The organism is uncultured Cohaesibacter sp., assembly GCF_963556055.3.
Lineage (GTDB): Bacteria > Pseudomonadota > Alphaproteobacteria > Rhizobiales > Cohaesibacteraceae > Cohaesibacter.
On the sequence record NZ_CAUVYE020000013.1, the window covers coordinates 87,279 to 112,686 of the forward strand.

Here is a 25,408-nt window from a genome sequence, read left to right on the forward strand (position 1 = left end):
CCATGCCCGAAATTGTTATAAAGGTTGAGCTGATGGGGTCGCGGCTTCCAATCATTTGGTATCCGGATCTTCGAAATTGTCGATCACCTCAATTGTAACAGCACTTTGTATAGCGCCGCCATTCTTGCCGGTTAGCTCGCTTTTATCCGCGAGGCCCAATTCGCGGGCAATTATGTTGGAATTAAGCAGATCCGCAGCCGCCCCGGTAAACTTCTGTTCGAAGATTATGTCTTCTACGCGTGTGATGACTCCGAGAAAATCTTCCCCTCTGTCCTTGTAATTTTCCAAGGTCTGCTGGTCGATACCAAGATGCAAACAAAGACCTCTCTTGGTCATTGCTCGCATTTTATTGAGTTCAATGCGCTCAAAACTGTCCTTGTATTTTACAATTTCTTCTTGTTGCAAAGGATTATCTTCACACCACTGAAAATATTTGACGCAAGCCTTCCAGAGCTTTTGTGGTGTATCAAAGACCGGCTTACGGCCAGAAGAAGACCGCAGCGTCCAATAACTGTTTCCCTTTGGTGCGGGCATCAGACGGACAGCTGCGCCGAGCTAAGGTCATCAGCCATGACCTTGAGCTCTCCAATGGTCGAGTAGCCTCCGCTCACCCCGGCTTTCCAACGGCTGTGACTGTCGTCCGCGTGGTAGGCAACGCAGAAAAGCCCCTGCAAGTCACCTGACCGTGCATCCGATAACATCCTCTGCAGCGTCTCGATCACATCTTGACACACTTCCCCTGCTTGAGGCACAGGACCTCCATCGAGCGACACAACATTGCTTTTGCCACCGCTCTCTTTTGTCATGTCCTGCCTCCTTTCGAGCAGACGGGATTCACCCGTGTCTACGCCCGCCTTTGCCATGTTTGACAGGCCCACGCCCCGCCTGCTCGTCGCTGGGAAATTGCCAATAAAAAACCCGGCAACCGTTTCCGGTTCCGGGCGCACTTCTTGATTATGCCAGAACCATGGTCTTGATCTGTCACATTGTCAATCGAGCCTTCATGCGGGTGTGGATTGCAGAAAAATACCAATGTGCCGCCCCTTGAGCGAATTTCTCATGACTGGCATTTTTCAGAACCGGTAGTTTAATTCCATCCGCATTTTTAAATCTGGAAGTGCATGACAACAGCCTTACACCAACTCTATAATTGGTTCTGTCAATTTGGAGGATGATGTGATGAGCGAAAAGCCTTGGCAACAAATCAACACCTTGCTGAATCGTGCCCGCCTGCTTTGTGAAGATAGAGAAGAAGCCGCGCTTTTGCGCTACATAATTGACCAAGCATGTGATGAGCTTGAAAACCTAAAAACCCAGATAACGATTGAGCGTAAGGACCCGTTCCTCTTTCACTAGGTGACTTTCATTCCGCTCCTATCACGCATTCGCTTAACTCATGAAATTCGCGATTTTGTTCTTGTGGCAGATTGAGCATTGAAGGCTCCGTGTCTCAATCCCCTCTAGTAGTGGCATTCTTTTCTTTCGTGAACGAACCGAAAGGACTAATGATGGCAAGCTCTATCGAAATCTTTGCCGGCTTAAGTGCACTCGCAGCAGTTATTGGTGCTGTGGCTACGCTCATTACGGCTTATCTAGCGCTTAAGAAGTGGAAGAAACAGTCTTCGGAAAAGTGAGAAGCGCCCCGCCGCTAAAGCGGGGAGATGACTCAAGCGAAAATGTGAGCGGCCCAATCACTGGGGCCGCTCTGAGAACTAGGGTTTGACCTGCCGCCTAGTAGATAAAATGCCTATCCCTTATTTCTCTCCATATTTCTCGGTCACGATAGATAAAGTCTGTTTGAACAGGGCCCTCAGTAGGCTCTAAAGCAACAAGTCTTTTATCCAAATCCTCACACGTTTTTGCAATGTCTCGGAGGCTTTTGTTGATGTCAGAGAGATGTGCCCTCAGTTGCTCTTTAAGCTCTTCATAATCCTTGTCGCTTTTGTCCTGGGTGGAGCGCAGGTCTTTAACTTCAAACTCCGTAATATGCATAAACCCAAGCTCTTGAATTAGCTTTTGTAGAATTCCTTTATCCATTCTGGTGATATCTTCAGCCATGTTGTTCCCCTCCATCTTGGCTACAAGTATTTTTAATAAGACCAATCATGGATAGAAAACTTTTGATTGTTCAACTAATTTTATGCAATGAGTTTTTAATGCGACTTTATGCCGCCAAGAACCTCAACCTAATCTTCAGCCCTTGGCCTTGCGTCTGCGGTTCTCCAGACTTGAACTTGACCCGTCTTTTCGCAAAGCCACGATGTCTAAGAAAACCAAATCAATTTTTCAAATCCTATTCACCTCACTATAAGCCCGAAGCTCTCGGCAACCGCATTAAGCCCCATGAACAAACAGCGGTTGACATAAGTCCGCGCCCCTCGGCTTACCCCGCCATTTTTCAAGTCATCCACCTTGCAAGCATAATCCATCGCAACAGCAGACACCCCTTCCCCATATCCGGCAATGCGTCGAACAATGTTGAAGCCGTTCCGACCAAGTTCCAGGCAAACGGCCTCTTCCACTTGTTTCAGTGTCTTGGCGGCTGTGAGCATGCGCATGGTCATATCTCCAGATCCGCTACAATCAACACGAACGCGCTCTGGATCAATTGAACCAATGCAAACTCCCATCCCTTCGACAGCCCGCCGCACGATGTGCGCCGCCTTATGCTGCGCATCGTCCAGATCTCCGCGTGAAAACAGCTTTTCAATCGGGTCCGCCACCCGCTTCAGGACTGGCTCCATGGAGCCTTTGCAATATGGATTTTCCACCAGGTCCGAAATCAGATCCTGTTCGGATGCCATCACGCCAGCGGTTTTTGGAGCAGCTTGTGTTTTCCGCCGTACCTTCTCGCTTGCTGCCCGATCAACCATAGTAAGGGCTCCGCTCGATCTGGTCTTCTGGTTCTCTGAATTGTTTGTAAATTTTGTTGACCCGATTGACGACATCACCATGAAAAACTCTGAGCTTTTTCGCGATTTGGCGGTAAGAGGCATCCCCGCCCCTCATTAGAAAAATGATATCGTCATATTCGCCGCGTCGAACTGCCTTACAGCGTTTGCTGTAGTCTATCTCCGCCTGGGTTGGCCTCTTGCTTTGTACTGTCATCCTCAAACCTCTTTTCGCCGGTTTGAGTGTGCTGGCATTCCCGTTTTCTTTTCCGGATGGGCTGTTTTGCCTCTTTCCGGTTTATGCTTCGGCGCTAGTGGCGTCGTTAGCTTGCATTGCGATGTTCATCATTTTGGCCCGGAGGAAACAGGCTGTCAAACCACCATCCCGGTTTTCCATTGTCTGGATGATGCGTGATCGGGATAGGTCGCTGTCGATGCTTTCGCCACGCATCCCACCCCGCACTATCCTGCACAACGAAGACCTGTTTTCGGACTCCACCGCTGGCGCCGGCAGTCTCAAAGCCCTCCCACAAATGCTGACCCAGATAGGTCCGCGCAGCCGTTTTGCGGCTGTTGCCCTTTGCTGTGTTCTGATAGCGCTCTGCAAATTTGACGGCCTTGCCTTGGTCAAACACATCCAGCTTCTGCCACGCCCGTTTGGCTCGCTCGAAACTGTCCCCCGGAGCCAATCTCCATTTCTGACAAAAGCGGTCCCAATCCGATCCAAGATCCTCTTCAGCCAGCGCAGCGCCCCTCCCAGCCCCCTTGGGGGTTAGGGGGGTATTATTTATTCCGGTTATTATTCCTATTAATGGGGTGTCACCAGTGTCACCCCCGAGGGTGTCAGCAGTGTCACCCTCCTCCGTGTCAGATTGACACCCTCCCCCCGACATTTCGTTCTCTTCCTGTTCTAGGGAGGGTGACAATTTGGCACCCTCATATTGTGTTTCACAGCGGTCCAAATTGAGACGATAACGGTTAGAGGTTTGACGGCAATCTCTATCGAAAGATCGCTCAATCGTGAGGTAATTTTCGTCTTCCAACCATTTGATATGGCGCTGCACAGACCGCCGCGACATGCTTGCTTCAAGGGCCAGATTGTCAATTGATGGAAAGGCATAATCCATCCTGCTGTGAATGTGGTTTGCAATGCACACCAACACCAGTTTCGCGCCGGGGTTTTGAATGTCCTGGTCAAGCACCCACCCAACATCTTGTATGCTCATTTACGCCACCACCTTTCCCCGTCTGGCCATTCTCGCGCCAAGCGGTTATTGATCAGCATCGGGCCAATCTCCTGCCCGTCAGACCAGACGCGCACAAGCGAGCGCCCGAACCGGTCTTTCCCCATCGGCAAGAAATAGAGCTGGTGTCCACTCAGGGCATCTCTGAGAGCAATTGTAGCCTTCCGGGCCAGTTCCCTGCCCTGCTTGTTCTTCTCGTCCGTTTCCGGCGTATCTACACCATGCAGCCGGTATTTCACGCCACCGAACCAGAAAGTGTCTCCATCCACCACACAAGTGATCCGCTTCGCTTGCCCACAAATAGGCATGGCCACCGAAGGGCAAGCAACAAACAGCAAGAAAATGAAAAGCCCTATTCTTGTCATTCACTCTCCTCCAGCTTCAGCATGGATATGACGCGGGCGGTGTAGTGATCTTGAGCGGCAGCTTGTGCAACCGTTGCGGATCCTCCAACTTGATGCCCAATTGAGCCGTTATCAGACCAAAAGCCGATGCCGTTTCTCTCCCACACAGTGTATGTGCAAAATTCTGTATGGGCCTCCCAATCAAGTGAAGGCCGGTCAATATTTCTCCACACCAGCTCCTTAACGATGCTCTCAGGCTTGTCTTTCGGTATCAGTTGATAGTCTTCCTTGATGATGAAAAGGGCTGCACGTGCTTGTGCGTGTCTGTCGATCACAACCGTGAATAAACCAGATTGCGTTTCAGATACTGCACTGGAAATAGCTGTCTGAATCTTCTCGATAATGTCAGTCATGACGTATGCCCTCCGACAAACATGCATGAGATGGCATTTTCAGGCGATAGAATGAGATAAGTTTGGCCGTGTTTTATGTAGCTCTTTGATTTAACATGATTGATAAGATCCATTTCAGTCACGCCATCAAACCCATTGAACCAATCGACGTTTAAGAATGGAATTTGTTGCCCACTGCCAAAGCAAAAGCCGCTGCTCAATTTTTTAGGAAGTTCATAAACAAAAACCATTGTTTCATTTTGCAGTATTTGCTTAGTCATGGCTGTCTTCCTCCACACGGCAGGCGTGAGCGAAAAAGCGAAAGGCTAGGTCACGCTTCATCTGTTTACGAATGCGGCCATCTGGAACACAAGCAAGACGCTCAGCCTGCATTGCGACAAGCGCCACCATCACTGAGTTTGAGATAGGCGTTTCGAAGCTTTCGGACGCGGAGTAAACAGCCTCACGCATTGCTGTAAAATATGCTTGAGCTTGCGCCTCGTATTCCTTCTGGACTTCTGTTGAAATTGTAATGTTCATGCCACAATCCTTTGCGCCGTGCCTTCTGTGATTGGCTTCCACTGGTTGGCCATTGCCTGGGCAATTCCGGGAAAAAACCGGGACCGCTCAATGCTTCGTTCCGGGCCGGGAGGAAGACGGTGTACCCGATTCCATGCTTTCCATTCGTCAGACCCTTTTTCAGGAACCTTCAGTTGGTTCGTCGGCACGAGTGAAGGAAGATTTTTCAGATAAAGGCCTGTTGCCTTGAACTCCGGGTGTCCGAATTGATGTGGCTGTACGATCTGCGGTTTCGGCAAATCATCAGGCATGCGATCCTTTGCAAGATCGTGCATTTCTGGATTTTCGACGGCAATGTGTGGAACAGGAGCATTCCAACAGGCCGAAAACAGCTCAACACCCGCCTCAAACTCTTCAATCAGACTTTCCCATGTGCGCCCTTTTGGTAGCTTTTTTGGCGGTGTCATCTTGCCGGGACCGGATAGCCAGCGCCGACCAGATCGGCAATTCCTTGTGCAAGGCGGATGAGCAACCACCAAAAGGTCCCAGCCCGCATCAAGATGATTGCGCACATCGTCAGTTATGTGCCGATTTTTGTGACGATGCTGGGCAGGTTCAATGTCGCAAGAAAAGGCGTTGTATCCCGCCTCGAGCAAAGCCTCCAGCACGGTGCCGAATTGTTCGCAAGCAACAAGTGCATCAGCCATCACAACTCCCTCATCTTCCAATTATGGATTCTCTTGAAAAGCTCTATCGCCGCATCCCCGCGCTTGAGAACCTCGCCTAGATTCATGCTAAAGGCATTGCCAATGCTGTATTGTCACTCGCCCTAATGACCTCCTGACAGCAATCGAGAAATTCGGTGTCTTCCTCTAACCCGAGATCCTTTGCCCGCCTCAATAGCCCTGCGTGATAGCTTTTCATCACCCATCCCGCCGCAGAAAATGAACTTCCGGATTGCCTTCAAATCCGCGCTGCCAGACAAACCATGCAAAATCCTTGGTCCCGCCACCCGGCTCAATATTGGCCTCGACAACAGGTCCCGGAGGCATAGAAGGACGAGGAGCAAGAATATGGACCCTACAAAGGGGCGTAGCTTCCAAAAACCGCGAGCGTTTGGCTCCTGTCAGCCAGGAGAGCGGCAACAGAAAAACAACCTTGCCATCTGCCAGCCGTAGAGCATGGCGCAAAAACTCTTCAGCTCTCCCAAAAGGAGGGTTGGAAACAATATTCCGCCCTCGCGGCGTATAACATTCGAGAAAATCAATCACCTTGTCACAGAACGCTGACCGCTCAACAATATCGCTCCCCGTTGTCGGGAGCCCTGCGCATTCGGCAGCATGGAGCACACGACCAAGCCCACAGGCAGGGTCCCAGATTGCCCCGTCAAACTCTTCAGCCTCAAACAGGCGTCTGTTGCACCAGTGCGGTTCTACATACCAGTCTTCCGGGTGCCGCTCCCAGATGTGGGCCTTCAACTCTTTTTTCTCAGCTGAATGTTTCATCGAAAAACCCCTTTACCCTAGGCAAAGTGACGATATTTTTAGGAGAATAGTTGCCAAGCCGATAGACAAACTGAGGCAGCCCAGCAGAATTAACCCGGCGTTTCTTGGTCCAATTCTGATTGGAATATCCAATAGCGCTCTTGCGCCGCTGCTTCTCAGGCTTTGACATTTTTTGCCTCCATCTCTCTGCGATAATTGCGCTTTGCCTTTTCCTCTATCTCGGCAAAAGCATCTTTTGCATCCGCTGCTTCCTTGGCGATCTGTTGCCATTCCTCAAGCGTTTGCTTTCCGTCCGCTTCTGCTTCCAGAATGGTTTCATGCGCTTCAGCCGCTTCCTTGACGCTCCTCGCCATCAGACCGAGAAGGCTGTCTCCCCGACCAGCGTTTCTCTTGACAAGATCGTAGCCCTGAACATCAGCCAGAAAGGATGCAAAATGCGGATAATCGAGAAGAGCCTCCATCTCCACCGCAATATCCAGCGGCATGATGAGAGGGTCTCCTTCATCCTCATAGCGCTTGATTTGTGTGTTGCTGACCCGTGTCACACTCGCCAGAGCGTCCCGCCCTCTATGGCGCCCATTGCGACAAAGCCGCATGTAACGCTTCGTCATGCGAGAAATGTCCTGAACATCTTCGAGGGATATGAGCCGTTGGCTCCCGTTCGGATTGACTATCGCGGTCATGGCCTACCGTTCTTTCTGCCTGAACTCATCCGGTGACAGGACAAGTGAGGCGTGAGATAAAAAACTCAGGCCACTAAGGCCTGAGAGGTGGAGGGGCTGAAAAGCTTGGGAATGCCAGCACACCTCAAATTCATTTGCCCGGCGGGAAGATCAAAGGGGACAGATGATCCCTCCCGCCGAGCATCAACGGACCTCAGGTCCGCCGCATTCATCGCGCTTCGCGCTAAATTTGGAGAGAGAGACAGGCCGCAGCGTTGCCTGGTTTTGCCTGTCTCTCTCCGCTCCTCTTCGGGAGCCCCAGTTTCGGGCTAGTGCCAAACCCGCACTGGTTAAACTCTTTGATGACCGTCAAGCCGCGTCTGTTCGCTCCGCCACCGATGGGCGAGGAACATCAGAAGGCCACTCAACATCAGAGGGCCAATGGTCAGAGAAAGCCTGCATGGTGCTTTCAAAATTACGGACCGTTAGTGTCCCCCCTGCTTCAATTGCGGCCAACCTTGAGCCGTTGTTGAAGAATCTGCGAGATACTGCACTTAGGGGCTTTTCTGTTGCTTCACTGTAGGTACAAGCAACTGCCAAAAGTTGTTCAGTAAGTGTCATCATAAAACAATAATGGGATTAAAATACCATCCTGTCAAGGTATTTTAATCCCAGTGAACAATGTTCATAATTGGGATAATATACCCACATGAATCAGACACTCGCCGACCGCATAGAAACACGTCTTCAAGACTTGAATCTTTCCGTCACCGCAGCAGCAAAGCGTGTGGGGAAGTCTCGAGATCTCATTCGCCCTTTGCTATTGATCAGAAGCCGGGTGCCGAGAGCAGATAATTTGAAGCTTATTGCCGAGGCTCTGGAAACCTCTCCTGAATGGCTCCTTGAAGGCAAAGGTCCAAAGGAAGCCACCGACCGGGTGACCCCCACCAATCATGATCATTTCTTCGAGGAACAAATAACACTGCCGCGTCTCGGTACCGTTGCTGCTGGGCTCTGGCGAGAATATCAGAATACTCAGGAATTTCCGGGAGAGCATCGGTCCCACATGTCTCCCAATCCGAAGTATCCGCTCAATGCGCAATTCACCGTCATGGTCGATGGGCCATCGATCAACAAGCAATACCCACATGGCTCAGAACTGCTCTGCGTGGAATTGGCTGGATATGGACTGAGCGTCGAAGACCTGAAAAACAATGACCTGGTAATCATAGAACGCCACCGAGAGGACGACGGTACCTTCGAATATACCGCCAAATATGTTTTCCTGAATTTTGATCTTAACCGGATAGAGTTTCACCCCTGGTCGACAGACCCAAATTTCCAGAAGCCGCTCGTACTGCCAGAACACTACCGGAATGCTCCAGACAAAGAAGAGCTCATCCAGGTCAAGGATTATGAATCCGTATTCGTGAAGGCTATTGTGATAAGTGGCATTGTTCCGGCCAGCGCAGCTCGCCCTTTCGGATAAACGGCCCACCCCAAGCAGTCGCTGGATGAGCTATGCAGCAACTGCGTTCCAGAAATTTGCCATTGGTTCCAAAAACAGTGTGCCGCGGGCGTCGGACGTCTGCTATGCGGGCGAAGTTGCCATTCAATCCAAAGGACAAAGGGGACGGGCTTTAAAACAATCGTAGAATGTTCGACAACGCTTTTTCCTATATCCTAATAAAAAGAATTTACGGGAGGTTTTAATGTTTGGGCTTCGTAAGAAAAACCGCAATATTGAAACACTTCTAAATGATTGCGTAGTTTTCACAGAAAAATCTGAGAAAAACACTCAAAATCTCGGAATCTATACATGTGATGGATTATCTTTGATTCTCAACACATTAAATATTTCTTATTTTGACAACGACATAGAAGATGTTATGTCGCGTATTGAAACTGCTCTGCCTGAAGCAAATCTTCGTGAAATTCATTCTGCGATAATGGCTGATATTGAAAATGAGGAATTCTGTGAGGCAAAAAAGTTGGGATGGGGGTTAGTAGCTTTTTGGTTACTGCGCGCCGCAGATTGTTTGCATAAGGATCAAAAAAACCGAAGATTTTATGAAGCATACAAAAAGATTGTTCTAAATAGTTGGCAGGTCTTCTCACCACAATACAAAAATCTCATAGATAAAAAGAACAAAAAAGAGCCAAACTTCGGATAAAAATTTTTACTTTTGATCTGAAACGATCATTTAATATCGCTGTATTCGAAAACTTCCTCGACGCCTTTCTTTAACTTATCGAAGTTCCAAAATGGGATCAAACCGGTCTGACGCACCTAATCATTGCCCGAAATTGCACATCTGGGATCATGATTAGTATTTGAGACCCATTGCGGATTCTCGCGTACCAACAGATGCAACATTCCATACCCATGTATTTCTAAAGCAAAATAGCTGGATCGCGAAATACCTCAACGACAACACGCTGCAGCCAAAGCATACAAACCCACCAAAAAGGAACGCCCGGAACATTTGCATGATCCGGGCGTGAACCTCCGATGGGATTACCATTTACCGTGGCTTTCCTACCGATTTCCCAATTTCAATTTACATAGATTTGTTTCTCTGTCAATATAAAATCACAGGTTGCATATGTACTGGGTGATTTTATGCGTATTCTTGGTTTGGATGGCGGAATTTCAAGTGTTGGCTGGGCAGTGGTTGATCTTGATGTCGAAGCAGGCACCGGACGGATTGCGGCGTGCGGAACGCGCATGTTCAATTCGCCCGAGGGTCAGAGCAGCACAGGCAAACCAGTTTTAAAGAACGCCGAACGCCGAACAAGCCGGGGCCAAAGAAGGGTGATAAGGCGACGCCGTCAACGCATGGCGCAAATACGCTCTCTCTTCCAGAAGCATCTGTTGCTGCAATCCGATGCAAAGGACGCTCTTGCCGGACAAGGATCAGATCCTTGGGACTTAAGAGCATTGGCACTGGATGAAGCACTCAGCCCACGGCATTTTGCCCTCATTCTGGGCCATATCGCCAAACATCGCGGTTTCAAGTCCAACAAAAAGGGCGCGCGAGCCAACAAGGCCGATGATGCCAGTAAAATGCTGACCGCGATTGATGCCACGCGGGACAAGTTGGCGCAATATCGCACGGTGGGAGAGATGTTCGCACGCGATCCGGCATTTGCGGCGCGCAAACGTAACCGTGAGGGCGATTATACGCGCTCGATTCTGAGAGACGATCAGGCACTGGAAGTGAAAGCAATTTTTGCTGCACAGCGCAGATTTGGCAATGAGCGAGCAACAGCAGAGCTTGAGGAAGCATTTAATAGCATTGCTTTTTTCCAGCGTCCCTTGCAGTCAAGTCTCGAACTGATTGGTGATTGCCCCTTCGTCGAAGGGCAGAAACGGGCAACGGCCTTCGCTCCATCCTTTGAGATATTCCGTTTTCTGAGCAAACTTGTCACGGTGCGGATTGTCGAGGGTCATGATTTGCGCGCCCTGGCACCGCAGGAAATCAAGAATGCCTTCACTCATTTTGGAAAAACCAAAGCCTACACCTGGAAAAGTCTTCGCAAGGCGATAGCTCTTCCCCCTGCCGCATCCTTTGCCCATGTCAGCCCGGATAAAGAAAGCAAAGATTTTGTGCGCACCTCAGGAGCAGCAGCAGGAACCAAGACCCTGATGGATATTCTGATCCCCATCCTTGGTGCAGTGGAAGCAAAGTCGCTTCTAGCTAGGGCCAGGCCTCTCGACGAGGCCATGACCGTCATTGCCTTCAACGAGGATATGGAAGAAATTGTCAAAGGCCTGAAGCAGTGTGATCTGCCCGCCATGGCCGCAGATGCCCTGTGTGAGGCGGCAGCGCATAACAGCTTTCAGTTTGTCAAAGGGACAGGGCATATCTCCAGCGCGGCGGCGCAGCGGCTCAATCCGCATCTGGCGGAAGGTCTTCGCTATGATCAGGCCTGTGCAGCCGAGGGGTGGGACCATGCCGCCCAAAAGGTCTGGGAACTCGATGACATCACCTCGCCTGTGGCCCAGAAGGCTGCGCGGGAAATACTCAAACAGGTCAAGATACTGGAGCGGGAAAATGGCCCCATTGATCGGGTCCACGTGGAAATGGCGCGCGATGTTGGCAAGAGCATTGAGGAGCGGGGGGAAATCGAACGGGGCTTGAAGAAGCGGACAGACCAACGTGATCGCGTGGCGCAAGATTTGAGAGACACGTTTGGCCTTGCTCGTGTGGCTGGTGATGACATTCTGCGTTATGAACTCTGGAAGGAACAGGGCGAACGGTGCCTTTACAGCGGCAAGGGAATAGAAGCCGGACAATTGTACGCCAGCGACAATGTTCTGCAGGTTGATCACATACTTCCCTTCAGCCGCTTTGCAGACAATTCTTTCCATAACAAAACTTTGTGCTTCACCGTAGCCAACCAGCAAAAGAAAAACCGCACCCCCTTTGAATGGATAGGCGAGGAAAAGCCCGGTGACTGGGAGCGCTTCCGCCTGGAGGTCGAAGGCCTCAAATATCTCAAGGGAATCAAGAAGCGTAACTATCTGCTGATGGATGCTCCGGAGAAAGAGGAAAAGTTTCTCAACCGCAACCTCAACGATACCCGTTATGCATTGAGGGTCGTGCTTGGCTTGCTGCGACAATCCTATCCGGATATTGCAGATGGAGTGGATAAAGAGGGCTACCAGATCATGCGGCGGCGGGTTTTTGCCCGCCCGGGCGCGATCACTTCTGCCCTGCGCAGGGCCTGGGGAGTGGAGAGCCTAAAAAAAGATCCCGAGACAGGTGAGCGGCTTCCCGATGATCGTCATCATGCGCTTGACGCGATAGTGACCGCCTGTTGCTCCGAGACCTTATTGCAGCATGCAACACGCCATGCCCAGGCACAGAAAAGGCGGGGAGAGACCTTTGAGTTGCGAAATTTGCCGCCGCCTTGGGGTGAGCCTGGCGCTTTCCGGCGCGAGGTCATGCAGGCGGTCGAATCCGTATTTGTTTCAAGACCGGAATCTGGGCGCTTACGCGGCAAAGGACACGAAGCCAGCATCAAGCAGATTCGTGACATAGATGGGGAAGAAAAAATCTTTGAACGCAAAGCTGTCACGGATCTGACGTTGGCCGATATCGATAATATTCCAACACCCGAGCCTTATGGGAAGATTGTTGATCCCGCAAAATTACGCGACCAGTTGGTGGAAAATCTGCGTACCTATATCAAACAAAGAGAGGCACTCAAGGTAGCGATCAAAGCAATCAAAGGCAGATCGGATGAAAAGACCGCTCTTCAGGACCGGTTGGCTGGCCTCTTCCCCCTGTCACCGAAGGGGGATGTGGTTAAGAAGGTACGTCTGCAAGCCAAGTCTAAAAAAGCAGTTGAGGTGCGCGGTGGCAGCGCGGACCGATCAGATATGGTGCGAGTGGATATATTCACCAAAGCCAATAAGAAGGGTGTGAAGCAAAATTATCTGGTGCCAATCTATCGTAGTGATGTCTACACAGCAGATTCTGCTTTTATCCAGAACCCACCCAATCGTGCTGTTGTCGCCAACAAAGCTGAAGAAAACTGGCCTGTGATGGATCGAACATATCAGTTTCTCTTTTCGCTTCACAGTTTTTCCCTGATTGAAATTGTGCGCCCCGATGGTGAGATCCTGCTGGGATATTTCCGTGGTTTGGATCGAAGCACAGGTGCAATTGCAATCTCATCGCATGAAAATTCCACACGTCTGATCCGGGGCATCGGTGCGAAGACATTGCGTTCGTTCAAAAAAATCCGTGTAGATCGCCTTGGAAACCGCTTTGAAGTCAAAAGGGAGAAGCGCACATGGCGTGGAAAGGTGTGCATCTGACGCGCCCTGCGCGTCTCTCGGTGAAATCTAGGCAGCTATTTGTTAATCAGGATGATGGAGATACATTCGTCGCGCTTGAAGATATCGCCTGGATCGTTGCGGACAATCACCAGACAACCCTGAGCGTTGCCTTGCTGTCGGCCTGCGCGGAAGCGGGCATAGCGATTATCACATCTAACAGCAGACATATCCCGTCTGCCCTCACACTTCCCTTCCACTCGCATCATCGCACTGCCGCAGTAGCCCAATTGCAAGTGGCTGCAAAAGGCCCATTGCGTAAGCGGCTGTGGCAAGCAATCACAAGAGCAAAAATCCAAAATCAAGAGGCTGTGCTGCACCGGCTAGAGCGCAAGAAGCCCCCGCCTCTTTCGCAAATGGCGGCAAAGGTCCGCTCAGGTGACCCGGATAATGTGGAAGCAAGGGCCGCCAGGGATTACTGGCCATGCCTGTTCGAGGGTTTTGTGCGCAATGACGAAAATGATCTGCGCAACAAAGCCTTGAATTATGCCTATGCGGTGCTGCGTGGATGTGTGGCGCGCGCATTAGTGGCGGTGGGGTTGATACCTGCAATCGGCCTGCATCATGGAAGCCAGACAAATGCGTTCAATCTTGCAGACGATTTGATCGAACCATTTCGCCCATTGGCCGATCTGATCGTATTTCGACTATTACAGGACAGCGATCCAGAGACAGATCTGAGCCGGGATATGCGCCAAGTTCTCGCTGCCATTCCCATGTGCGACGTGGAAGTGAGTGGTGAAGTGCTATCCATCCTGCATGGCTGCGAAGTTGTGGCGCAGTCTCTTGTTCGTGTTTTGGAATGTGGGGATGTCAGCAAATTTCAGCTGCCCACTCTTCCGTCTGCGCAAGTCGAGATGCAAGGGCTTGTGCCATGAAACCAGAGGAGGCGCGCTTCATGTGGTTGATGGTATTTTTTGATCTTCCCGTTGGGTCGAAAACCGAGCGGCGCACCGCGACTCGTTTCCGCAACTTTCTCAAAAATGACGGCTATCTGATGCTGCAATTTTCGGTGTATGCTCGGGTCTGTCGAGCAGAGGAAGGTGTGGATAAGCATCTTTCAAGAGTGAAAGCCAATTTGCCTTCCAAGGGAAGCGTGCGAATCTTGCAGGTAACCGACAAACAATATGCACGGATGAAGCTACTTGTGGGCGAATCGAAAAAATCCGAGAAAAAAGCCACTGAACAGCTGGTTTTGCTATGATTTTTATTCTGATTATTCGAGTAACAACACAGCAAATTCAACATCTTGTAGGCAAGGCAGCTTACCACAGGGAAATCGGTAGGGAAGCCACGGCCCACGATCCTTGCGGAACATCTTGCATTCAAAGCTTACCACAGGGAAATCGGTAGGGAAGCCACGGCCAAGACCGCCTGTTGCATCTTCTGGGCGGCAGCTTACCACAGGGAAATCGGTAGGGAAGCCACGGCGCATGGGGCGGGTTCGAGAACGATGCGCAAAGCTTACCACAGGGAAATCGGTAGGGAAGCCACGGCCCAAACAGCTGCAATCTGCCTTGGGAATGGAGCTTACCACAGGGAAATCGGTAGGGAAGCCACGGCTTCCTGAGCGTCAACAAGTGGCTTGACGGCAGCTTACCACAGGGAAATCGGTAGGGAAGCCACGGCTCAGTGACGCTCCTAGGCCCGTTGCGGAGCAGCTTACCACAGGGAAATCGGTAGGGAAGCCACGGCAGCAGGAACGGCATTGACAAACGAGAAGTAAGCTTACCACAGGGAAATCGGTAGGGAAGCCACGGCCCAGATCTACCACCAAACGAAGACGCGTTAAGCTTACCACAGGGAAATCGGTAGGGAAGCCACGGCGCGGATCAGATGGACAGCCATTGACCATTCAGCTTACCACAGGGAAATCGGTAGGGAAGCCACGGCTGGCGATGAAGTGATAGGCGATCTTGCCAGAGCTTACCACAGGGAAATCGGTAGGGAAGCCACGGCACGTCCCCCCGACAGTGTTTGACACGCTGCAGCTTACCACAGGGAAATCGGTAGGGAAGCCACGGCGGCAGAGCCGGTGCGCGAAGCGCCAGAGTGAGCTTACCACAGGGAAATCGGTAGGGAAGCCACGGCTGTCTTCTAAGGGCAATGCGTACCGCAATAAGCTTACCACAGGGAAATCGGTAGGGAAGCCACGGCCCGCTAAAAAAAAGCGCCTGAGAGAGCTTTAGCTTACCACAGGGAAATCGGTAGGGAAGCCACGGCCCAAGAAAGAAGCGCTCAAAAGCTTCCCGGAGCTTACCACAGGGAAATCGGTAGGGAAGCCACGGCTGCCGGAATGGCATTGACAAACGAGAAGTAAGCTTACCACAGGGAAATCGGTAGGGAAGCCACGGCCAGCCTAGAGGTTTGGTTCTGTGGTCTGTCAGCTTACCACAGGGAAATCGGTAGGGAAGCCACGGCCAACCCGCACACCGTCGCCCCAAATCGTCAAGCTTACCACAGGGAAATCGGTAGGGAAGCCACGGCTGACTTTCAGCTTCACGCCGCGTCGCTTCAAGCTTACCACAGGGAAATCGGTAGGGAAGCCACGGCCAGCGCCCCGGCCCGGATGATGCGCGCGATAGCTTACCACAGGGAAATCGGTAGGGAAGCCACGGCCTGGAAGGAAGACGCAAAGACGGTCACATTAGCTTACCACAGGGAAATCGGTAGGGAAGCCACGGCACATCAGAAGAGCGGCCGCACCGGCCATCTAGCTTACCACAGGGAAATCGGTAGGGAAGCCACGGCAGGGTGAATGGGGTAGACACTCCCGAAAAAAGCTTACCACAGGGAAATCGGTAGGGAAGCCACGGCTTTGTGCATCACCACATCTCATCTTCAATTAGCTTACCACAGGGAAATCGGTAGGGAAGCCACGGCACGGGAATTCGTTGATGGACAGCCTGAAAAAGCTTACCACAGGGAAATCGGTAGGGAAGCCACGGCACACTTGGACCGTGCAAACAAGGAAGCATAAGCTTACCACAGGGAAATCGGTAGGGAAGCCACGGCGTCCATTGCCAAGGCAATCAGGGAAGGCAAAGCTTACCACAGGGAAATCGGTAGGGAAGCCACGGCGGCAGGCTTGATCGAAAGCAATCGGTTCAGAGCTTATCACAGGGAAACCGGTAGGGAAGCCACGGCACAAGAATGCGTGTGCGGCGCGACCATACGAGCTTACCACAAGAAAATCGGTAGGGAATGTGCATACAGAAGCAAGATGAGTAGTTATTAAGAAGCTCATCGCAATATTGCGATGCATCATGTCCTCTATCCACCCACTCTGTCACACCTAGTCATGCCCAATAGTCAATTACGAAGTTTCTATGACCACATCTGGCTTGCATTCATAATTGGTATTTTAATCCCTAATTATTCTTGACTGGTATTTAAATCCCATTTATATTGCTCCCCATCGAACGCCACCGATGAGGGTAGAAAATGCTTGCCGTACTCGAAAAAGAACCGGCTCAGAAGCTGGTGACTGTCAGAGAAGAGTTTTCCAAGAAGACCAAAGCAGAAGCCTTCCTGCGTGATGGTGGCCGCTGTGTGAAATGTGGCACCAAGCTTTCTCCTGATGCCACCGAATATGATCACATCGAGCCTTGCGGTCTGGGTGGAGATAATTCACTCGATAACTGTCAGTGCCTTTGTGGCGAGTGCCACAAGGAAAAAACCAAGGGCGATGTAAAGACCATTGCCAAGGTCAAACGCATACACAACAAGCATGTTGGTATCGAGACCCGCAAAAAGCAAAAGCTCCCCTCCCGCCCATTTCCCGGTTCCAAACAATCCGGCTGGAAAAAGAAGTTGGATGGCTCGGTCGAGCGCAGACAGAGCGCACCTGGTTCCAAGGCCCTCGGGAGACAGATGAATGATTATTCGTGACATTCTGGCACTTGGTTCCCTGATCACTTTCCTTTCAATGCTGATGACCTGGACTGCAATCTTCTGCGGCTAGCAAAGCGGAACAAGTCAATTCAACCCGAAAAGTAAAAAGGATCTCGCTATGGTCTCTGCTGTCTCCTTTTCAGCTCACCTAACCTGCTCAGACCTCCTTGAGAATATCCGCAAGACCCAACTCGGGCAGGCCCATTTTGCCGGAACAGGACCTGTTGGCAAAACATGTAGGGAGTGCGAACACTTCTATTGCAAAACTCAGGATGGAAAGAAGCAACACCGCTATCGCTCAATCGACAACAAACCCGATGGGCCGGAAAAGCTCGTTCACCTGCAGTCCGCTCATTGCAACTGCCCAATTCCGAACAAGGCACACAGGCTTATACCGCCAAACGCGGAATGCTGCCGTCATTTCAAGGCGAGCCTTACCCCCCCCTCAGAAACGCGCAAAGACCAGCGTTACAAGCAGAATAGGAGCAAATCATGACTAACCCCGGTGGAGTAGCAGCCGATCAGTTACGTGCCTTTGTCGAGCGTATCGAACGGCTCGAAGAAGAGAAAAAGGCTATTTCCGACGATATCAAAGATATCTATGCCGAAGCCAAGGGCAACGGCTATGACGTGAAGGTTTTGCGTCAGGTTATCCGTATGCGCAAACAGGACAGCAATGAACGCCAGGAAATGGACGCTCTACTAGACCTCTACCTCCATGCCCTTGGAATGGCTGGCGAAGATTAAACACCTTCACAGGATGAGAAGACACCACAAGCCACCGAAAACCAGTCAAACCGTATGCGACAATGAAACAGCAGGAAGAAATCACGGCAGAGCGGATATATGCCGCCATAGTGAAGCTGGCTCAGATCCATAAGATCGATCCGCATCCGGCTCACTATTGCCTGCTGGAAAGACTGGAAAAAGAATATGCCGCCAGAACACAGGACCCGTTCAACAAATATCTTTGAAGAGTGCCTTATCAAAAGGAAGCTCGATCTTTTTCACCGCTTCCCATTTTTTCTTCAGGCTTGCAAACGAACCATACTTCTCGCGGTCGATCTCATGACCCATGAGGTACTTGCGCATTTCCACATCAACATCAGCTTCCTTCATTCGGTCCTCGAAAGAATGTCGAATGCTGTACATGGATTGCCCCGCTTCAAAGAAGCTATTTTCGCGGCAGAACTTATTGAGCGCCGTAGAGAGCCCTTTCCTCCTGGGGCGATAATGAGGGAAGCCACCGACTTTTTCCGCAATCTTAGCCGCTTCCAATGAGATCCCTACCAGAGGCAAAATCCTGTTGGAGTTTTCCGTCTTGAGAATGCGGCCCTCTCGCTCAAATATCATGACGTGGGGATAGTCACCCTCCAACCTGAAGTCTTCAGCCTCCAGAGTGGCAAGCTCGCTCATTCTGGCACCCGTTTCAATCATCATGTAGGCAATGAGGCGTGCTTCAAGGTTCATTTTCTGAAACGCCCCAGGCTTCAGAAACAACGCTTCGATCTGCGATACCCGAAGTGGAATCCTCTGCCCCTTCTGCTTTTCACCAAAAGAGAAACCGTCAAAGGGATTCTGGTGGTCCTCACCGACATGAGCCCAATAGTCCTTCAGCAATGAGCGCAAATTGCCGATATGCCGGTTTGCATACTTGCCCGTGATCTTGGGCCCGTCATTCCCGAGAACACGCTCTTTCCAGTAATTGAAGAATGTGCGCCCATCCTCTCGGGTGATGCTTCCAATTGGGATGTCACCACAAACCTGCACAAACAGATCGATGGACATCTGCTTGAGCTTGGTCCAGTCCTCTTTGCCTTCCTTGTCCTTGCCAGCCAGTTCCGCCGCCCTAATCTCGTTCTGCAAAACCTTGAAAGCATCGGCCAGGCTCACATCCGGTTTGGAAACACGACCAAGCAGGGCGTCGGAGTTCGCCTTACTGTAGTCTTCTCCGGCGGGCAGTTCCTCTACTCGCTTAACGATCTCAGCGAGATCTGCACCAGCCGCCAGCTCAGACGCTGGAACATATTTATAGCTAAGTGCAATTGCCCGATTGATTGCCTGATCATAGCGCCGCGATGCAACGTCACTCGCCTGCCCTTCCATTCTCATGTCAGACCACAAGGCATCATCGGCATACTCCATTGCATCACGCCTGATTCGAGCCTCAGCCAAATCAGAAGTTTTCAACCGCTTGCGAATATACTTTGCAGAATAGTGATCGGTAAGGTCGATGGGAACGCGACGAACATAGTACCAGCGCTTTCCCCGCTGCTGTAGAAATCGGTCGGCTCGATCCACTTTTTGTCCCCTCGACAATCAAGATGATACCCAAAATGATACCCATTTTGATACACAAAAATTCGAGACGACGCAAGACGCAAAAACAGCATCTCTGTTTAAGTGACTGAATTTAAAAGGAAAATAGAAATTCTTGGAAAGGAATTTTGGTACGGGCGGCGGGAATCGAACCCGCACGGCCTAGGGCCTCAGGATTTTAAGTCCTGTATGTCTACCAATTCCATCACGCCCGCGCATAGATGGTTCGAACATTGCTAATGCGCTTGTCAGAGAATTGCAAGCAATGGCGATTGCCCCATCCACAAGGCATGAAACGGCATATCGCATGCGACGCGTTCAGATTGTAAAAATCATCATGTAAAAGCTTTGCAGGGACTGGGAGCAAGGACTGGGAGCAAGGACCGGGAACAAGAAAAGGGACCGGGGTTTGACCCTGCGTTAAGCAAGGCCAGAAAGGGCATACGGCTCCATCGCAGGAGAACCGTTTTGGATACCACCAGATCCCCTGATCTCGCCATGGGCCTAGGCAATCGGCGCCTGAAACTGAAGGCCCATATCCCAGGGGAAATAGATCCAGGTATCCTGAGATACTTCGGTCACGAAGGTATCAACCAAAGGCCGCCCCATGGGCTTGGCATAAACGGTTGCAAAATGCGCCTTGGGAAGCATCGCACGCACCACTTTGGCGGTCTTGCCGGTATCGACCAGATCATCAATGATCAGAACGCCCTCGCCTTCACCACCCTCGACATCAATGACCGAGGCGTCAATGGGCTTCAGAATCTGCATTTCACCCTGACTCTCGTAATCATGATAGGACGCCACACAGACGGTATCGATCATGCGGACACCCAGCTCCCTTGCGATGATGGCGGCAGGCACCAGCCCGCCACGGGTGATGCAAACAATCGCCTTCCACTCCGACACGCCTTTCAGCCGCCAGGCAAGCGCCCGGCAGTCGCGGTGAAATTGCTCCCAGTAAACGGGAAAGGCATTGGATGTTTGATCGACCATTATTCTTCCTTTTGCTTTCTCTGCTTGGTTCCCTTGTAGCGACAACTCAGATAAGACATAAATGCCCAGATCAGGCAATCCCCTATCCGGAAACCAGTATCCACGTCATAAATCTGTATGTGGAACATGAGTCTGCCGCAACTTTTGGCATCTTGGACCCAAAGGGCAAGATTTTTCTCTTCATAGCCTCAATGTACAAATGTGAAGACAAATAGAAAAGATCTTAATACACATTTTTGATCGCAATTTGGGTCAAAGCCTGTCATCATCGCCAGCAAAGAAACCAAGCTTCGAATCCCGTAACAATCGGAATTTCATACCAATTCATAGTTGCCAATCATATTTGCCAGAAAAATGCCCACGAATTTGCCTAATGAAATCCTGTTCAACATGCCTGCCCGCCTGTATTCAGCCCTGAAGAAAACCGGCCTTGTCCTTGTGATTGCCATGTTGGGGCTGGCGGTAGGGTCATGTGCGATGATGCTGCCTGAACGCGATGTTCCTGCGCGCAAAATCGCTCTGAAGAACCACGACGGCAAACAGACGATAGAGCTCAATATTGAAGAATACGGCAAGCGGGGCACGCCCATTCTGCTGATCCACGGATTTGCCGGAACGACCTATAGCTGGCACAAGATCATACCCAAACTTGAAAAAAAACATCGGGTCTTTGTCGTTGACCTCAAGGGTTTTGGCCATTCGGACAAGCCATTTGACGGCCACTATTCCCTTTACGATCAGGTAGATCTGATCAATCAGCTGATCGACAAGCTGAAGCTTAGAAATCTGACTGTGGTGGGCCATTCCATGGGTGGCAGCGTGGGGATGCTTCTTGCGATTGAAGAAACCAAAACAAGACAGCGCCGCATCAAAAAACTGGTTGTTGTCGAAGGACCTGCACTCGATCAGGAAAATCCGTCGCTTGTTTCGGTTCTGTCAGTGCCGGTTCTCTCCCCACTGATGATTGCGGCTGGCCCTCCCGAGCTGATTTCGAAAATCGGCTCCAAGATGACCCATCCAAGAGGATACAAGACCAATCGTGAAGAAGTCTTGCGTCAGGCCCAGCAATTCTATGAGCCGGGCGGAAAATATGCCTTGCTGAAAACAGCAACCAGTATGATCAGCTTCGACACAAGCGAAGTCGCCTCATCCTATCGCAAAATGAATTTGCCGACCTTGCTGGTCTGGTGTGACAATGACGAAATCGTGCCGATATCCGTGGCCGAAAGGCTGAACGAGATCTTGCCGAATTCTCGCCTGCAAACGCTCAAAGGATGCGCACACGCACCGCAATATCTTCAGCCCGACGAGTTGGCCAAAGCCATCGCCCGATTTGCAAACTGATCACCGGACATTGAACCGAGCACGAGCAACGCGCAAAAGCGAGGTGCCACGGCATTTCAGGCTATCCTGACCTAAAAAAGAGACGACGCTTGTTTCAGACCCGCGCCGTCTCTTTTTCGGACAAGCAGAAATGCAAAAGCCCTGATTTACAAGATCATTTGCTTCTTGCCGCGCAAACTCTCAATCATGGCGTGAACAGCAGCCTCGGCTGTATCGAGATCATCCTTTTGCCGACAGCGCAACACGATATTCGTGGCAAAGACGTCATCCTTCATATAAGGATAAGAACCGATGATGACAGCCGGATGCTCCTTTGCTAGCTCGGCAAGCGGACCGGCAACCAGCCCCTCACCCATACCGCTATCCACCGTCACACTCAGAACCTGAGAATTGGTTTCGAGCGTCGGAGCGATGGCATCCATCATCGCCTGCATCACCATTGGTACACCTGCCATGACAAACACATTGTCCAGCTTGAAGCCCGGCGCGCTCGAAACCTTGTTCTCTATAAGATCCGCTCCAAATGGAATGCGGGCCATGCGTTTGCGGGCTTCATTGAATTCCATGTTGGCAGAGCGATCATAATAGGCCTTCAAAATCGCCATGGCCCGTGGATCATGATCGATACCGACACCAAACGCCGCCGCCATGGCATCTGCGGTAATGTCATCGTGGGTGGGGCCAATTCCTCCGGTCGAAAAAACATAGGTCCAGCGCGCTCTCAAGGCATTGACCGCCTCGACAATCGCATCCTGATCGTCCGCAACAATGCGAACCTCTTGAAGGTCGATCCCCATTTGAGTGAGATAGTCTGCAATGAAGCCGATATTCTTGTCTTTGGTCCGCCCAGAAAGGATCTCGTCTCCAATGACAAGAATGGCTGCTGTAATCACGTCTGTATTCATTATTCTGTCTTCCAATAAGCTAAATGATCGCTCGAGAGAGTCCGCTTGAAAGCTGTCTTGACTGGCGAAAACGCATTTGGCTGGTCAAATTGTCGAAAACAAGATAGCACAACCACCAAATCCTCCAAGTGAGGCACATGCAACCCCAAAGACTTAAGACGAGCCCATGAAATTCGACAAGCCCCTTATCCCCGGTCGCCTTCTGAAAAGATATAAGCGCTTTTTGGCAGATGTCGAACTGGAAGATGGCCAGATCATCACAGCCCATTGCGCAAATCCCGGCTCGATGCTCGGTCTGAAGGATCCCGGAATGCGCGTCTGGCTCTCCAGATCGGACAACCCCAAACGCAAGCTAGCCTACAGCTGGGAATTGCTGGAACTGGAGGATGCCATGATCGGCATCAATACCGGCCACCCCAACAGAATCGTCGAGGAAGCGATTCTTGCAGGCACGATCGAAGAACTCAAAGGCTATGAGATCCTGCGTCGGGAAGTGAAATATGGCACGAACAGCCGGATTGATCTGCTTTTGCAGGATGATGCCAAACCGGACTGCTATGTCGAGGTCAAGAATGCTCATCTGTTGCGCCAACAGGGTCTCGCCGAATTTCCCGATTCGGTCACAAAGCGCGGTGCCAAGCATCTGGACGAGCTCGCCGCGATGGTTAAGGCTGGCAAGCGAGCGGTCATGCTCTACCTCATCCAGCGCACGGATGCGAACCGCTTTGCCCTTGCCGCCGACATTGATCCCAACTATGCCGAGCGCTTCAGGCTGGCCCATGATCAGGGCGTCGAAGCATATGCCTATCTTTGTGAGATCACGACAAGCGAAATCAAACTGACCAATGCCGTCCCCATCCTCTTGTGACCCCTTATGGCAAAGCCCCTCAACGACTGCGCCAAATTCGCAAAACTTGCATTTCCGGTTTGCACATTCTTCCTCAGAGCGATATCCATAAGAAAACCAAGAAAATTCGGAAAAGGCCAAGATGGTAAACTATATTGACGCAAACAGTGCTCCCTTGCGCAACACCGGCGATATTCGCCTCTATGACGAAGAGGCTTTTGAAGGAATGCGCCGCGCCGGGCAAGTTGCTGCCAGAGCATTGGACGGCATCGCAAAGATCGTCAAACCCGGGGTTAGCACACAAGTTATCGATGATTTTGTCCGAGACTTCGGCGAAGAGAATGGCGCACTGCCTGCAACCCTCAACTATCGCGGCTACAAGAAATATACCTGCACATCAATCAACCATGTCGTCTGTCACGGCATTCCAAACGACAAGCCCCTCAAGGAAGGGGACATCATCAATGTCGATGTCACCTATATTCTGGACGGTTGGTACGGCGATAGCTCGCGCATGTATACGGTCGGCGCAATCAAGCGTGCAGCTGAACGCCTGATTGAGGTGACCTACCAATCATTGATGATCGGTATCGAGCAGGCCAAACCGGGCAAGACAACCGGCGATATCGGTGCCGCCATTCAGGAATATGCGGAAGGCGAGAGATGCGGCGTGGTGAGGGATTTTTGTGGCCACGGTGTCGGTCGCCTGTTTCATGATGCCCCCAATATCCTGCATTATGGCCAATGGGGACAGGGCATCGAACTGAAACCGGGCATGATCTTCACAATCGAGCCAATGATCAATCTGGGCAAGCCCCACGTCAAGATTCTCAATGATGGCTGGACGGCTGTCACTCGGGACCGGTCCCTGTCCGCCCAGTTCGAGCATTCCATAGGCATCACGGAAACGGGCTGTGAAATCTTCACCCTGTCGCCGGAAAATCTCCACAAGCCCCCTTACGATTGCATCGACTGAAGAAAAGGGCTGCCATCATGACTGACAAGAAGGATGGATCGAGCCAACCACATTATGCCGGTCACCGGGAAAGGCTGCGCCAGAAATTCCGGGATGCAGGGCCTGAGGCCCTGCATGATTATGAATTGCTGGAGCTGATCCTGTTCCGCTCCATCCCGCGCAAGGACACCAAACCCATCGCCAAAGATCTGATCGATCGGTTTGGCTCCTTTGCCGAGGTGCTCTCGGCCCCCGAAGCCCTGTTGATGGAAATGTCGGGGATCAAGCAGTCTGTTGTAACAGACCTGAAACTCATTCAGGCAGCAGCAACCAAATTCACCCACGGCCAGGTCAAAGACAGACCCATTCTGTCCTCATGGACGGCCTTGATCGATCATTGCCGTACGGCAATGGCCTTCAATGAAATCGAGCAGTTCCGGATCCTCTTTCTCGACAAGAAGAACGCCCTGATTGCCGATGAGGTTCAGCAAACCGGCACGGTAGACCATACACCGGTCTATATCCGGGAGGTGGTCAAGCGGGCGCTCGAACTCTCTGCAACGGCAATCATCATGGTGCACAATCATCCAAGCGGAGATCCGACCCCGTCTCGCGCCGATATTGACATGACAAAACAGGTGGCCGACGCCGCCGAACGCCTAGGCATAACACTGCACGATCATCTCATCGTCGCCAAAAACGGCCACACCAGTTTCAAGGGGCTCGGGTTGCTATAACAGCCT

General features: G+C 51.2%; 28 protein-coding genes, 1 tRNA gene and 1 CRISPR repeat array. Of the genes, 13 read left to right on the forward strand and 16 right to left on the reverse strand.

The genetic code is table 11. The features are described 5' to 3' along the window. Nucleotides 1-51: 51 nt before the first annotated feature. Nucleotides 52-534: a terminase small subunit gene (locus ACHZB8_RS09090; protein WP_316859945.1), complete on the reverse strand. Its 483-nt coding sequence runs from the start codon at nucleotides 532-534 to the stop codon at nucleotides 52-54. Further along, nucleotides 534-806, reverse strand: coding sequence for a hypothetical protein (locus tag ACHZB8_RS09095; protein ID WP_316859946.1), 273 nt, complete (start codon nucleotides 804-806; stop codon nucleotides 534-536). The genes ACHZB8_RS09090 and ACHZB8_RS09095 overlap by 1 nt, the downstream gene beginning before the upstream one ends. Nucleotides 807-1,179: 373 nt before the next feature. On the opposite strand from ACHZB8_RS09095, the gene ACHZB8_RS09100 reads away from it, so the two are divergent. Continuing rightward, nucleotides 1,180-1,356 (forward strand): hypothetical protein, encoded by a 177-nt coding sequence (locus ACHZB8_RS09100; RefSeq protein ID WP_316859947.1) that lies wholly within the window; start codon nucleotides 1,180-1,182, stop codon nucleotides 1,354-1,356. A gap of 375 nt (nucleotides 1,357-1,731) precedes the next feature. Here the strand turns inward: ACHZB8_RS09100 and ACHZB8_RS09105 are convergent, their stop codons facing one another. The 10 genes from ACHZB8_RS09105 to ACHZB8_RS09150 form a co-directional block, all read right to left on the reverse strand. After that, nucleotides 1,732-2,058, reverse strand: coding sequence for a hypothetical protein (locus ACHZB8_RS09105; RefSeq protein WP_316859948.1), 327 nt, complete (start codon nucleotides 2,056-2,058; stop codon nucleotides 1,732-1,734). A gap of 239 nt (nucleotides 2,059-2,297) precedes the next feature. Continuing rightward, the gene (locus ACHZB8_RS09110; RefSeq protein WP_316859949.1) at nucleotides 2,298-2,873 is read right to left on the reverse strand and encodes a hypothetical protein; all 576 of its coding nucleotides are present in this window, start codon (nucleotides 2,871-2,873) and stop codon (nucleotides 2,298-2,300) included. Nucleotides 2,874-3,214: 341 nt separating this feature from the next. After that, nucleotides 3,215-4,117, reverse strand: coding sequence for a helix-turn-helix domain-containing protein (locus ACHZB8_RS09115; RefSeq protein ID WP_316859950.1), 903 nt, complete (start codon nucleotides 4,115-4,117; stop codon nucleotides 3,215-3,217). Beyond that, nucleotides 4,114-4,500 (reverse strand): thermonuclease family protein, encoded by a 387-nt coding sequence (locus tag ACHZB8_RS09120; protein WP_316859951.1) that lies wholly within the window; start codon nucleotides 4,498-4,500, stop codon nucleotides 4,114-4,116. Before ACHZB8_RS09120 ends, ACHZB8_RS09115 begins: the two co-directional genes overlap by 4 nt. Next, nucleotides 4,497-4,892, reverse strand: a complete 396-nt coding sequence (locus tag ACHZB8_RS09125; protein ID WP_316859952.1) for a hypothetical protein — start codon at nucleotides 4,890-4,892, stop codon at nucleotides 4,497-4,499. The genes ACHZB8_RS09120 and ACHZB8_RS09125 overlap by 4 nt, the downstream gene beginning before the upstream one ends. Next, complete coding sequence (locus ACHZB8_RS09130; RefSeq protein WP_316859953.1) at nucleotides 4,889-5,152, reverse strand: hypothetical protein; 264 nt, start codon at nucleotides 5,150-5,152, stop codon at nucleotides 4,889-4,891. The genes ACHZB8_RS09125 and ACHZB8_RS09130 overlap by 4 nt, the downstream gene beginning before the upstream one ends. Continuing rightward, complete coding sequence (locus ACHZB8_RS09135) at nucleotides 5,145-5,411, reverse strand: hypothetical protein (RefSeq protein WP_316859954.1); 267 nt, start codon at nucleotides 5,409-5,411, stop codon at nucleotides 5,145-5,147. Before ACHZB8_RS09135 ends, ACHZB8_RS09130 begins: the two co-directional genes overlap by 8 nt. Beyond that, on the reverse strand, nucleotides 5,408-6,097 hold the full coding sequence (locus ACHZB8_RS09140; protein WP_316859955.1) for a hypothetical protein: 690 nt from the start codon (nucleotides 6,095-6,097) through the stop codon (nucleotides 5,408-5,410). Before ACHZB8_RS09140 ends, ACHZB8_RS09135 begins: the two co-directional genes overlap by 4 nt. A gap of 216 nt (nucleotides 6,098-6,313) precedes the next feature. Then, nucleotides 6,314-6,895, reverse strand: coding sequence for a hypothetical protein (locus ACHZB8_RS09145; RefSeq protein WP_316859956.1), 582 nt, complete (start codon nucleotides 6,893-6,895; stop codon nucleotides 6,314-6,316). Nucleotides 6,896-7,050: 155 nt separating this feature from the next. Beyond that, nucleotides 7,051-7,578, reverse strand: a complete 528-nt coding sequence (locus ACHZB8_RS09150; RefSeq protein WP_316859957.1) for a hypothetical protein — start codon at nucleotides 7,576-7,578, stop codon at nucleotides 7,051-7,053. A 688-nt stretch (nucleotides 7,579-8,266) separates the two neighbouring features. On the opposite strand from ACHZB8_RS09150, the gene ACHZB8_RS09155 reads away from it, so the two are divergent. The 8 genes from ACHZB8_RS09155 to ACHZB8_RS09190 all read left to right on the forward strand — a co-directional run bounded on the left by ACHZB8_RS09155 (nucleotide 8,267) and on the right by ACHZB8_RS09190 (nucleotide 18,273). Next, nucleotides 8,267-9,046 (forward strand): helix-turn-helix transcriptional regulator, encoded by a 780-nt coding sequence (locus tag ACHZB8_RS09155; RefSeq protein ID WP_316859958.1) that lies wholly within the window; start codon nucleotides 8,267-8,269, stop codon nucleotides 9,044-9,046. Nucleotides 9,047-9,269: 223 nt separating this feature from the next. After that, entirely contained in the window at nucleotides 9,270-9,731 is a 462-nt protein-coding gene (locus ACHZB8_RS09160; protein ID WP_316859959.1) for a hypothetical protein, read from the forward strand. Nucleotides 9,732-10,180: 449 nt separating this feature from the next. Beyond that, entirely contained in the window at nucleotides 10,181-13,387 is a 3,207-nt protein-coding gene (gene cas9, locus ACHZB8_RS09165) for a type II CRISPR RNA-guided endonuclease Cas9 (RefSeq protein WP_316859960.1), read from the forward strand. Then, nucleotides 13,363-14,283 (forward strand): type II CRISPR-associated endonuclease Cas1, encoded by a 921-nt coding sequence (gene cas1, locus ACHZB8_RS09170; RefSeq protein WP_316859961.1) that lies wholly within the window; start codon nucleotides 13,363-13,365, stop codon nucleotides 14,281-14,283. Before cas9 ends, cas1 begins: the two co-directional genes overlap by 25 nt. Further along, on the forward strand, nucleotides 14,280-14,609 hold the full coding sequence (cas2, locus tag ACHZB8_RS09175; RefSeq protein WP_316859962.1) for a CRISPR-associated endonuclease Cas2: 330 nt from the start codon (nucleotides 14,280-14,282) through the stop codon (nucleotides 14,607-14,609). Before cas1 ends, cas2 begins: the two co-directional genes overlap by 4 nt. Before the next feature lie 58 nt (nucleotides 14,610-14,667). Further along, nucleotides 14,668-16,552: a CRISPR direct-repeat array (repeat unit 36 nt; unit sequence AGCTTACCACAGGGAAATCGGTAGGGAAGCCACGGC). A gap of 297 nt (nucleotides 16,553-16,849) precedes the next feature. Next, nucleotides 16,850-17,296, forward strand: a complete 447-nt coding sequence (locus tag ACHZB8_RS09180; RefSeq protein ID WP_316859963.1) for an HNH endonuclease signature motif containing protein — start codon at nucleotides 16,850-16,852, stop codon at nucleotides 17,294-17,296. A 495-nt stretch (nucleotides 17,297-17,791) separates the two neighbouring features. Continuing rightward, complete coding sequence (locus ACHZB8_RS09185) at nucleotides 17,792-18,046, forward strand: DUF2312 domain-containing protein (protein ID WP_316859964.1); 255 nt, start codon at nucleotides 17,792-17,794, stop codon at nucleotides 18,044-18,046. Nucleotides 18,047-18,108: 62 nt separating this feature from the next. Continuing rightward, the gene (locus ACHZB8_RS09190; protein WP_316859965.1) at nucleotides 18,109-18,273 is read left to right on the forward strand and encodes a hypothetical protein; all 165 of its coding nucleotides are present in this window, start codon (nucleotides 18,109-18,111) and stop codon (nucleotides 18,271-18,273) included. On the opposite strand, the gene ACHZB8_RS09195 is transcribed toward ACHZB8_RS09190, so the two are convergent. From ACHZB8_RS09195 to gpt, 3 genes are all read right to left on the reverse strand, one after another. Further along, a complete protein-coding gene (locus ACHZB8_RS09195) occupies nucleotides 18,257-19,600 on the reverse strand; it encodes a DUF6538 domain-containing protein (protein WP_316859966.1) in 1,344 nt (447 codons plus the stop codon). The two genes, ACHZB8_RS09190 and ACHZB8_RS09195, sit on opposite strands and share 17 nt — an antisense overlap. A 147-nt stretch (nucleotides 19,601-19,747) precedes the next feature. Beyond that, a tRNA-Leu gene (locus tag ACHZB8_RS09200) sits at nucleotides 19,748-19,833 on the reverse strand. Nucleotides 19,834-20,122: 289 nt separating this feature from the next. After that, complete coding sequence (gene gpt, locus ACHZB8_RS09205) at nucleotides 20,123-20,614, reverse strand: xanthine phosphoribosyltransferase (RefSeq protein WP_316859967.1); 492 nt, start codon at nucleotides 20,612-20,614, stop codon at nucleotides 20,123-20,125. Between the two features lie 354 nt (nucleotides 20,615-20,968). Here gpt and ACHZB8_RS09210 point away from each other — a divergent pair, with 354 nt between their 5' ends. Continuing rightward, a complete protein-coding gene (locus ACHZB8_RS09210) occupies nucleotides 20,969-21,958 on the forward strand; it encodes an alpha/beta hydrolase (RefSeq protein ID WP_316859968.1) in 990 nt (329 codons plus the stop codon). A 146-nt stretch (nucleotides 21,959-22,104) separates the two neighbouring features. Here ACHZB8_RS09210 and ACHZB8_RS09215 read toward each other — a convergent pair whose 3' ends face one another. Continuing rightward, a complete protein-coding gene (locus ACHZB8_RS09215) occupies nucleotides 22,105-22,863 on the reverse strand; it encodes a competence/damage-inducible protein A (RefSeq protein WP_394706153.1) in 759 nt (252 codons plus the stop codon). 166 nt (nucleotides 22,864-23,029) lie between these two features. Here ACHZB8_RS09215 and sfsA point away from each other — a divergent pair, with 166 nt between their 5' ends. From sfsA to radC, 3 genes are all read left to right on the forward strand, one after another. Continuing rightward, complete coding sequence (gene sfsA, locus ACHZB8_RS09220; RefSeq protein WP_316859969.1) at nucleotides 23,030-23,731, forward strand: DNA/RNA nuclease SfsA; 702 nt, start codon at nucleotides 23,030-23,032, stop codon at nucleotides 23,729-23,731. 121 nt (nucleotides 23,732-23,852) lie between these two features. Further along, nucleotides 23,853-24,686 carry a type I methionyl aminopeptidase gene (map, locus tag ACHZB8_RS09225; RefSeq protein WP_316859970.1) on the forward strand — a complete coding sequence of 278 codons (834 nt, stop codon included), beginning with the start codon at nucleotides 23,853-23,855 and terminating at the stop codon, nucleotides 24,684-24,686. A gap of 17 nt (nucleotides 24,687-24,703) precedes the next feature. Beyond that, entirely contained in the window at nucleotides 24,704-25,402 is a 699-nt protein-coding gene (radC, locus tag ACHZB8_RS09230; protein ID WP_316859971.1) for a DNA repair protein RadC, read from the forward strand. The last annotated feature ends 6 nt before the right edge of the window (nucleotides 25,403-25,408 follow it).